This is a genomic window from Pacificibacter sp. (genome assembly GCF_039769035.1).
Taxonomy (GTDB): Bacteria; Pseudomonadota; Alphaproteobacteria; order Rhodobacterales; family Rhodobacteraceae; genus Celeribacter.
Genome location: NZ_JBDMZG010000162.1, coordinates 1 through 9,919, shown reverse-complemented (window position 1 = coordinate 9,919; position 9,919 = coordinate 1). Strand labels below are relative to the sequence as shown.

Genomic DNA, 9,919 nt, shown 5'->3' with positions numbered 1-9,919 from the left:
TAGCCTTTTGGACCACAGTTTTTCATCACCATGACGCAGGTCTCATCAATGTCCAAAGCGTCATCGTTGATTTTGGCTTTGTAGTCGTCGATGTCTTCAAACACCACGGCGCGGCCTGTGTGTTTCAACAAATGCGGGGAGGCCGCAGAAGGTTTCAACACAGCCCCCTTAGGCGCCAAGTTGCCGCGCAAAACAGCGATGCCGCCTTGTTGCGTCAGCGCTTGTTCCAATGGCAAAATCACGTCTTCGTTGTGGTTTTCGACATCTTTGACCTCGTCCCAGATGGTCTCACCAGAGACAGTCAAACAATCTTTGTTCAACTGACCTCCCTCGCCCAAGCGCTGCAACACCACAGGCAAGCCGCCCGCGTAAAAGAACTCTTCCATCAGGTACTTACCGGATGGCATGAGATTGACAATCGTGGCCACATCGCGACCGCAACGATCCCAATCGTCCAGGGTAAAGTCCACTTCAACACGACCCGCCAGAGCCAGCAAATGCACAACCGCGTTGGTAGAGCCACCGATGGCCCCATTGGCACGCACAGCGTTTTCAAAGGCCGCTTTGGTCATGATGTCGGATGGTTTCAAATCGTCTTTGACCATCTGCACGATGCGACGACCGGACATTTGCGCCATCACACGCCTGCGTGAATCCACCGCTGGAATGGCAGCATTACCAGACAAGGCCATGCCCAAAGCTTCGGCCATGGACGCCATCGTGGATGCGGTGCCCATGGTGTTACAGGTGCCTGTAGAGCGCGACATGCCCGCTTCTGCGTCCAAGAATTCATCTTGCGTCATCTCGCCCGCTTTCACGGCTTCGGAGAATTTCCACAAGTGCGTACCAGAGCCAACAACTTCGTTTTTGTAACGACCGTTCAGCATCGGTCCGCCAGTGACAACGATAGACGGAATGTCACAGCTCGCGGCCGCCATCATCAAAGACGGCGTAGTTTTATCACAGCCGACCAAAAGCACAGCACCGTCAATAGGTTGTCCGCGAATGGTTTCCTCGATCGAAAGCGCCGCCAAGTTGCGGAACATCATCGCTGTGGGGCGAAAGGTGTTCTCAGAGGCTGAAAACACCGGAACTTCCACAGGAAAACCACCAGCTTCCCAAATACCCGCTTTGACCTTTTCAGCCAGTTCTTTCAAATGGCTGCCGTTGCACGGTGTCAATTCAGACCATGTGTTCAGGATGCCTATGATCGGACGACCATCAAAAAGATCATGCGGATAGCCTTGATTTTTCATCCAGCCACGATGGTAAATCGTGTCACGCGAATTGCCACCGTACCAAGATTGTGAGCGAAGTTTGCGGGGCCAAGGGGCTGGAGTGAATGTCATTTGGGACCTTACAGGGTTTTAACAGTTACAGTGCCAGCTTGAGCCGGTTTTTGGATCAATGGATTGCGCAAAGCGAGACCAAACCCAGGAGCTTCGATTTCATACACATCACCATGTTGCGGCGAAATTCCATCAGCGAAAGACAATGTCGCAGTGCCAAAGAAATGTACATGCAATTCACCGGGTTGGCGGAAAATATCATACTTAAAGTGATGGTGTTCGAGGTTCGCAAGCGTATGGGACATGTTGTCTTCACCCGACAAGAATGGCTTTTCCCAAATCACTTCTCCATCGCGCAAAATACGAGACATGCCTTGCACATCGGCAGGCAGATCGCCGACCAAAAGCTCAGGTCCAAACGAGGCAGGACGCAGTTTAGAGTGCGCGAGCCACAAGTAGTTGCCGCGTTCCGTGATATGGTCAGAGAACTCATTGGATAGCGCAAAACCAACGCGGAACGGTGTGCCGTCAGACGCGATCACGTAAATACCCGCAACTTCTGGTTCTTCTCCCGCATCCTCAGCAAAACTTGGCGATACAAGTGGCGCGCCTGCTGCAACTGCTTGAGTGCCGTTGCCTTTGTAAAACCATTCAGGCTGCGCCCCCACCACGTTGTCACCTGGTTTTCCGTTCTCAAGTCCCATTTGGAACATTTTCATAGAGTCGGTCACCGGTGCATCAGTGTCAGCTTTGGCATGCATGGAATTGCGCGTGGAGGCGGATCCCAAATGTGTCAAACCTGTACCAGTCAGATGGCAATGCGCCGCATCTTCATGGTGGATAGGCAGCATGAAACGTCCCTCTGCGTAGGCCACTTCCAAGTCGATCGCATCGCCCAAACCGTGCGCGCGGATCACATCGCTGAGTGATTTGCCTTCTTCGGCCGCTTCCATTGCGAGGTTATAAGTCGATGTGGCATCTTTGACCGCGTAGGCTTCAGACCCTTCGCGCACGACAACACATACACTACCATCAGCGTTTTTGATTTGTGAAAGTAACATTGTGCTTATCCTTGCTTTTGCTTGTTGTAGACATCAAAGAACACGGCTGCGAGAAGCACCAAACCTTTGATAACTTGTTGATAATCAATACCGATACCCAGAATGGACATGCCGTTGTTCATCACACCCATGATAAACGCGCCGACCACAGCACCGATGATTTTGCCAGAGCCGCCAGACATGGACGCGCCGCCAATAAACACCGCCGCGATCACGTCGAGTTCAAGGGCAAAGCCCGCTTTTGGGGTTGCTGAGTTCAAGCGTGCCGCGAAGATAAGCCCAGCCAATGCAGCCAAGACGCCCATGTTCACGAAAGCCATAAAGTTCAGACGCTCGGTTTTAATACCGGACAGTTTCGCCGCTTTCTCGTTGCCACCAAGGGCATAGACGCGACGACCAATCACAGTGCGCTCAGTGATAAAGGCATAGATGCCGATCAAGATTGCCATTGTGACCAAAACATTAGGCACGCCGCGGAATGTCGCGAGTTTGAACATCAAGAAGACCAATGCCCCCGCGACGATCAAGTTACGGGCCCAGAACAGGCTCATGGGCTCGGAAACGATGCCATATTCTGCGTCACGGCTGCGTTTTTTCAGGCCCATAAGGACAACAGAGATTGCTGCAATCAGGCCAAGAACGAAACACAAAACGTTGAATTTGCGCGCGCCAACAAGTTCAGCCAAGGCAGCGCCCCATGCAGCGGGAAATACGTCAGGCACGAAGCCCGTGGACAACACTTGGAATTCTTTCGGGAATGGACCGATAGATTGGCCCTCCAACAGCCACAATGACAGGCCGCGGAATACCAACATGCCTGCGAGTGTCACAATGAATGGCGGGATGCGCCAGAAGGCGACGAAATAGCCCTGTGCGCCGCCGATAATGCCGCCTGCAATCAAACAGACCAAAATCACCAAAGGCACTGGCAGCCCTGCGCTGACGATCATAACCGCCGCCAAAGCGCCGATAAAGCCCATCACCGAACCAACCGAAAGGTCGATATGTCCGGCGACGATGACGATCAACATGCCCAAAGCCATGATAATGATGTAGCTGTTTTGCAGCAGAAGGTTGGTGATATTCACCGGACGCAGCAGAATGCCGCCTGTCGCGATTTGAAAGAACGCCATGATCGCGATCAACGCGAACAGCAGACCAAAATCACGCATGTGCGCTTTGAGATGCGACTTGATACTTGGGGTTGTCTTTTCCATTTGGCCTGTCCTTATTCCGTGACGATGAGCGACATGATGCGCTCTTGGCTGGCGTCTTTTGCGGCCAATTCACCGACAAATGCGCCTTCATTCATAACGTAGATGCGATCACACATGCCCAAGAGCTCAGGCATTTCAGATGAGATCATCACGACCCCTTTGCCCTGCTCTGATAGTTCGTTGATGATCGCGTAAATTTCATATTTGGCACCGACGTCGATGCCGCGTGTGGGCTCATCCAAGATCAGCACCTCAGGGCTGGTGTTAAGCCACTTGGCCAAAACCACCTTTTGCTGATTGCCGCCAGACAGATTGCCCACCTGTTGGAACACGCTCGGCGTGCGGGTCTTGAGCGCTTTGCGGAAGTGTTCAGCAACTTCCGTTTCAGCATTGGCATTCAAAACGCCGGCTTTAGACACGCCTTCGAGATGCGCCAAAGTGGTGTTGAACTGGATGCTTTCTTCCAAAATAAGACCCAAAGATTTGCGATCTTCGGTCACGTAAGCCAGCCCTGCCTCAATCGCGCGGTCGACCCGCGATACGTCAGCAGCGGTACCGTGCAGCTTGACCTTACCAGAGATTTTGCGGCCGTAAGACCGCCCGAAAATCGACATCGCCAACTCAGTACGACCAGATCCCATGACGCCCGCGATGCCGACAACTTCGCCTGCACGCACGTTAAAGGAAATGTCTTTGATCACTTGGCGGTCAGCGTGCTCAGGATGCCAAACGTTCCAGCCTTCGACCTCCATCAACATCTCACCTGCGCGGTGTTCGCGTGCTGGATAGCGGTCGGACATATCGCGGCCCACCATGTCGCGCACGATGGTATCTTCGGAAATGCCATCTTTGGCGTCCAAGGTGGACACTGACATACCATCGCGAATTACTGTAACAGTATCAGATACATATCCAACTTCATTCAACTTGTGCGAGATGATGATCGAGGTCACACCTTGGGACTTCAACTCCAACATCAGCTCAAGCAATTTCTTGGAATCGTTCTCTTGCAAGGCCGCCGTAGGCTCGTCCAAGATCAGCAGTTTCACGTCCTTGGACAGCGCTTTTGCGATCTCGACCAATTGCTGTTTGCCGACGCCAAGACTGTCGATGCGCGTGGTTGGTGCCTCAGACAGGCCGACTTTGGCCAGCAATTTTTCAGTACGTTGATTGGCTTCATGCCAGTTGATCACGCCCTTGTGGGCTGTTTCATTGCCCAAAAAGATATTTTCAGCGATGGACAAGTCCGGCACCAAAGCAAGCTCTTGGTGAATAATAATAATGCCGCGATCTTCGGAATCGCGAATGCTTTTGAATTCTGCAAGCGCACCTTCGTAATGGATTTCGCCATCATAGGTGCCCGCGGGGTAAACCCCTGACAGGACTTTCATCAACGTCGATTTGCCAGCACCATTCTCGCCGCAAATCGCGTGGATTTCGCCTTCAGCCACCGACAAGTTCACCTGATCCAACGCTTTCACGCCTGGGAACTCTTTGGTGATGTTGCGCATTTCTAGTAGTGTGCTCATCGTTTGCCCTCTCAAAGATGCTTAGACACGCCAAGCTCTTTGCCCCTTTCGCCTGCACTCGCATTGAGACAAGCACCGCCCGACACCTTAAGATATCGGGCGGATTTCAGACTTTAAATCAAGTAATTACTTAACTTGGTCCATTGTGTAGTAACCGGAACCGATCACGATCTCTTCCCAGTTGCTTGCGTCAACTGACACAGGCTCAAGCAGGTAAGATGGCACAACTTTTACGCCGTTGTCGTAAGTTGTTGTATCGTTGATTTCTGGCTCTGTACCGCCAAGAACAGCGTCAACCATGCCCACAGTCACTTTTGCAAGCTCACGTGTGTCTTTGAAGACAGTGGAGTACTGCTCGCCAGCGATGATGGACTTGATGGACTGGATTTCAGCGTCTTGACCAGAAACGATTGGCATTTTCAGATCGCCAGAACCGTAGCCAACACCTTTGAGGGATGACAAGATACCGATGGACAGACCATCGTATGGCGCGAGAACGCCCTGTACGTCTTTGTCAGTGTAGTTGGCAGACAGGATGTTATCCATACGTGCCTGCGCAACCGCACCGTCCCAACGCAATGTGCCGACTTTATCCATGCCCATTTGACCGGATTGGATCACAATGGTGCCCGCGTCGATGAGTGGCTGAAGAACAGACATCGCGCCATCGTAGAAGAAGTAAGCGTTGTTGTCGTCAGGTGAACCACCGAACAATTCAACATTGTATGGACCTGAACCGAAGCGTTCGCCAAGGCCAGAAACCAATGAAGACGCTTGCTGAACGCCAACTTTGAAGTTGTCGAATGTCGCATAGTAGTCAACGTCGCCAGAGTCTTTGATCAAGCGGTCGTATGCGATCACTTTCACGCCAGCAGCCGCCGCATTTTCCAAAGCATTGGACAATGTTGTGCCATCAATCGCAGCAATCACAAGCACGTCCACACCTTTGGTGACCATGTTTTCGATTTGTGCGAGTTGGTTAGGAATGTCGTCTTCTGCGTACTGAAGGTCAGCAGAGTAACCAGCTTTTTCAAGCTCTTTGACCATGTTGTCGCCGTCAGCGATCCAACGTGCAGATGATTTTGTTGGCATAGCGATGCCGACAAGGCCGTCAGCAAAAGAAGCTGTCGCGCTTACGGTCAAGCTGAGTGCAGAAACGGCCGCAGCAAGGGCCAGTGTTTTTGTCAATTTCATGTGTCATCCTCCCAGATGCGATGCATGTATCACCACGATAAGCGTCAACGTGTGACGCGAACGCTTTTTGCGTCGTGCTCTATTCAAACCTCATTGATACATGACCGTCAAATTATCTTTCATAATGCTTTTATATCACTTATGGTATATTAATGTGATGGTTTCGCGCGCACATTTGCTCATCCGTTAAGTAAAGGACACGCCAATATGGAAAAGCTGCTCGCAAAGGGTTTGAAGATTAGCCACCTTCGGTTGGCCGATGCTTTGGCGCGTGAAGCGCAGTTGTCTGGCGCTGCGATTTCAATGGGCATAGCGCAACCTGCGGCATCGCGATTGGCCTCTGAAGCTGAACGCATAATTGGTGCCCCACTCTATACACGCGCGGGCCGAGGCATTGAGTTGACGTCAGAAGGTTTGGCCTTGGCGCGGCGCGCGACGCGCATTCTGCGCGAGATTCAAGATGCGGGACGTGAAATCAGCGAAATCAAATCTGGATTGACTGGCACTGTATCCATCGGCTCAGTCACCGGCCCTGCCATTGAACATGTATTGCCAGCGATCCGCCAAGCCCGCATTTCCTTGCCCAATGTGCAAATCGAGATTGAAGTGGGCACCTCGGACACCCTTGGGCCAATGCTTTTGGATGGTCACATTGACTTTTCACTGGCGCGGCTGCCCTCTGGCGCAGATCCTGCGTCATTTGGTATGACGAATGTCGGTAAAGAACCGTTGAGCTTGGTCGCGCGACATGCCCATCCAGTGTTTCACCGTCCTGAGTACGACCCGAACACGGCCGTGGCGATGGCTGATCTTTTGGACTACGACTGGGTCATGCCAAGCGCAGGTGCTATTTTGCGCAACACTGTGACGCAAGCTTTGGCGCGCGCGGGCTACCCTGCCCCAGAGCGCGTGCTCAGCACATCGTCCTTTTTGCTGGTCTTGGCCACCATTTCGCAAACAAATGCCGTTGCGCCAATCGCCACCTCGGTGGCCCAAGCGTTTACAACACAAGCAAGAGATGGGGCTGACCAGTCTGACGCCTCTGGGCTGATTCAAGTTATCAAGACAGACATCGATCTTGAGGTCGAAGATTATGGGCTCATGACGCGCGCAGGCAGTGTTTTGACGCCTGCCGCGCAATCTGTTTTGCGAGTTCTATGTGACGGCATGGGTATCTCGACGCCGCGACTGTGACGTCGAGATCATCCCACAAGAACACATTTATCCGTAGGCTTTGGTTGGCAGTGATTGATAGCGCGCGCCGAGTTCCGGCAACTGCCCACCTTGGTTGATAAATTCAGCCGCTGCCCGCATGAGGGGCCCCACGCCTTTCGGATCATCTTCAACAATGTCTTCAAGCGTGTAGTATTTTGCAGATCCGTCGCGGAAGCGTCCTTGGAATGTCCCAAGACCGGCGACCCAAACCATCTGACCAAAACCGCGACCATCAACGGCACGCGTAGGATCCATCATCCGTTCGACCAATTCGACAAAGGCGGCTTGGCCAGCAGCGCCAACTTTGTCATTCGGTGTCAGACCAATGCGCTGTGCGATCATCATCGATAAAGCAAACATCGCAGAGGCAGAGGTTTCCTCATAGTTGCCAGCCAGATCAGGTTGATCGATTACCTGCAGCCACAGCTTACCGGGCGTTTGAAGGTCAACAAGTCGATCCAGCAATTCACGGGTGGGTGCAAGAATGCCCGCGGCGTCAGCGCGTTCAAGCCCAACCATTTCACAAGCATCAGTCAACGCCATAGCCATCCAACCGATTGCGCGCCCCCAATGAGCTTCGTTTTGGCCCGTTACAGGATCAGCCCAATCTTGCGCGCGCGCCTCGTCATAGGCATGGGCATACAGGCCGGTTTTTTCGACCCGTGTCAGATCAATCGCGCGGGACAACTGCTGTAAGGCATCGTCAACCAATGCATCGTCTTCAATGGCAAGCCCGTACTGGATTTGAAACGTGATCCCCATGTTCAGACCGTCCAACCACACCTGCCAAGGGTATCGCTTTTTGTGCCAGTAGTTGCCGCCTTTGGTGCGCGGGTGGTCTTTGAGTTGCGCTGCCAAAGTGTCGACTGCAACCTTAAAACGCGGTTCACCGGTGATCTGATACAGATCCAAAGTCGCACGACCAGGTTGGATATTGTCGATGTTAAAATCAGTGAGCTGATAGTCCTTGATGCACCCCTCAGGCGAGACTTGCATGTTTGCCATACGCACACAGTGGGTCAAAAAACCTTCGACACCTGTGGCTTTGTACAACGAGACAAGCCCTTGATAAACAAACCCATCTTCATAACACCAAGCCCCACCTTTGTAGGCGCGGTGTTCAGAGGTATAGACGTCAAAATAATGAAGAAGCATATTAAACCTTTCTATACGCCTGAAGAGGCGGACGACGATATTTCGGCAAGTTGAAGGGATCCGTTGACGCGGACTTCGGCAAATTTGGACCAGATTCCAACGTGGCGTAGCTCAGGGATGTTGTCCGCCATGAGCGGCGCCTCAGCGACGGCATCTGGATCAAAGCTCACAACGACATTTTCAATGGAAACGCCCTCAATCGGGCGTTCGGACAGACCTAAAACAGCCGCGCAGGCCAACCGCACATTACGGATTTCGCAATCGCGCAACGTGATGGAATGAACATGTGGCGTCAGGTCTGTCACCGGCGCGGGCGTGCGGTTTTGCACGGCATCGGATCGGCCATCCCAGTCGCAATAATAATAACCGTTTGCAGACAAAGCCGTGTCGACTTTATCCATGGTCGAGCGCTCGCAGGTGATCCGCGCCACCTCGCCACCACGACCGCGGCGGGTTTTGATCCGCAAGCCACGATCGGTCCCGACAAATTCACAATCTGAGATACTGACATCTGTGATCGAGCCCGACATTTCAGACCCCATCACCACGGCCCCGTGGCCTCTTTCCATACGGCAATTGCGGATGGTCAAATGCGAAGTGGGCGCCAAGTGATCGCCATTGCCAGTGTCAGACCGCTTGCCAGACTTGACCGCAATACAATCGTCACCGACCGAGAAATAGATGCCCTCAAGGCGCGCATAACGACACATTTCGGGATCAAGCCCGTCTGTGTTGGGGCTATCAGACGGGTTCCAAATGGTCAGCCCTGCAAACACCGCGTCGTCACACAACACGGGATACACGGTCCAAGAAGGGCTGTTGCGCACGGTGATACCCGCCAAGGTCAAGCCATCACAGCGCAACGCATAAATCGTACGTGGACGGCGCGCGCCCTCGCGCGTTTCTTTGGGCCACGTCCACCAGTCCCCCTCGGCCCCGCCACCATCCAAGGTGCCAAGACCCGCGATGGACAGACCAGTACAGTCGATAGCCGTGATCAAAGATTTATACATAGCGGCTGGTAGCCCTTCCCATGAGCCGAGCATGCGTCCATGGGCGTCATGGGAAGGCAGCTGACCATAATGGGAGGAGCGATCAGCTGAGCCGAACAACACAGCACCTTTACTCAGGTGAAGTGTCATATTTGGTTTTAGAAGAACGGGGCCCGTCACATAGCGCCCTGCTGGAATTCGAAGTGTTCCGCCTTTTGGAGTCGCAGCGACACCGGCGTTGATCGCATCTGCATTGTTGGCGGCGTC

Annotated in this window: 8 protein-coding genes; 1 reads left to right on the top strand and 7 read right to left on the bottom strand. The window is 53.0% G+C overall.

The genetic code is table 11. The annotated features are described in order from the left end of the window. From ABF287_RS13835 to chvE, 5 genes are all read right to left on the bottom strand, one after another. On the bottom strand, positions 1-1,349 hold a 1,349-nt coding region (locus tag ABF287_RS13835; RefSeq protein ID WP_347185588.1), incomplete at its 3' end, for a dihydroxy-acid dehydratase. 8 nt (positions 1,350-1,357) lie between these two features. After that, positions 1,358-2,350, bottom strand: a complete 993-nt coding sequence (gene araD1, locus ABF287_RS13830) for an AraD1 family protein (RefSeq protein ID WP_347185587.1) — start codon at positions 2,348-2,350, stop codon at positions 1,358-1,360. Positions 2,351-2,355: 5 nt separating this feature from the next. Then, positions 2,356-3,567 (bottom strand): multiple monosaccharide ABC transporter permease, encoded by a 1,212-nt coding sequence (gene mmsB / locus ABF287_RS13825; protein WP_347185586.1) that lies wholly within the window; start codon positions 3,565-3,567, stop codon positions 2,356-2,358. A gap of 11 nt (positions 3,568-3,578) precedes the next feature. Further along, positions 3,579-5,096, bottom strand: a complete 1,518-nt coding sequence (gene mmsA, locus ABF287_RS13820) for a multiple monosaccharide ABC transporter ATP-binding protein (protein ID WP_347185585.1) — start codon at positions 5,094-5,096, stop codon at positions 3,579-3,581. Between the two features lie 126 nt (positions 5,097-5,222). Continuing rightward, positions 5,223-6,290, bottom strand: coding sequence for a multiple monosaccharide ABC transporter substrate-binding protein (gene chvE, locus ABF287_RS13815; protein ID WP_347185584.1), 1,068 nt, complete (start codon positions 6,288-6,290; stop codon positions 5,223-5,225). Positions 6,291-6,497: 207 nt separating this feature from the next. On the opposite strand from chvE, the gene ABF287_RS13810 reads away from it, so the two are divergent. Beyond that, on the top strand, positions 6,498-7,484 hold the full coding sequence (locus ABF287_RS13810; protein WP_347185583.1) for a LysR substrate-binding domain-containing protein: 987 nt from the start codon (positions 6,498-6,500) through the stop codon (positions 7,482-7,484). 27 nt (positions 7,485-7,511) lie between these two features. Here ABF287_RS13810 and ABF287_RS13805 read toward each other — a convergent pair whose 3' ends face one another. Continuing rightward, positions 7,512-8,660, bottom strand: coding sequence for a glycoside hydrolase family 88 protein (locus tag ABF287_RS13805; protein ID WP_347185582.1), 1,149 nt, complete (start codon positions 8,658-8,660; stop codon positions 7,512-7,514). A gap of 11 nt (positions 8,661-8,671) precedes the next feature. After that, the coding region (locus ABF287_RS13800; protein WP_347185581.1) for a glycoside hydrolase family 28 protein at positions 8,672-9,919 on the bottom strand (1,248 nt) is incomplete at its 5' end.

Bases quoted from the DNA above. Each gene is read 5' to 3' on its own strand.
- araD1 (WP_347185587.1), bottom strand. From the start codon at position 2,350: ATGTTACTTTCACAAATCAAAAACGCTGATGGTAGTGTATGTGTTGTC.
- mmsB (WP_347185586.1), bottom strand. From the start codon at position 3,567: ATGGAAAAGACAACCCCAAGTATCAAGTCGCATCTCAAAGCGCACATG.
- mmsA (WP_347185585.1), bottom strand. From the start codon at position 5,096: ATGAGCACACTACTAGAAATGCGCAACATCACCAAAGAGTTCCCAGGC.
- chvE (WP_347185584.1), bottom strand. From the start codon at position 6,290: ATGAAATTGACAAAAACACTGGCCCTTGCTGCGGCCGTTTCTGCACTC.
- ABF287_RS13810 (WP_347185583.1), top strand. From the start codon at position 6,498: ATGGAAAAGCTGCTCGCAAAGGGTTTGAAGATTAGCCACCTTCGGTTG.
- ABF287_RS13805 (WP_347185582.1), bottom strand. From the start codon at position 8,660: ATGCTTCTTCATTATTTTGACGTCTATACCTCTGAACACCGCGCCTAC.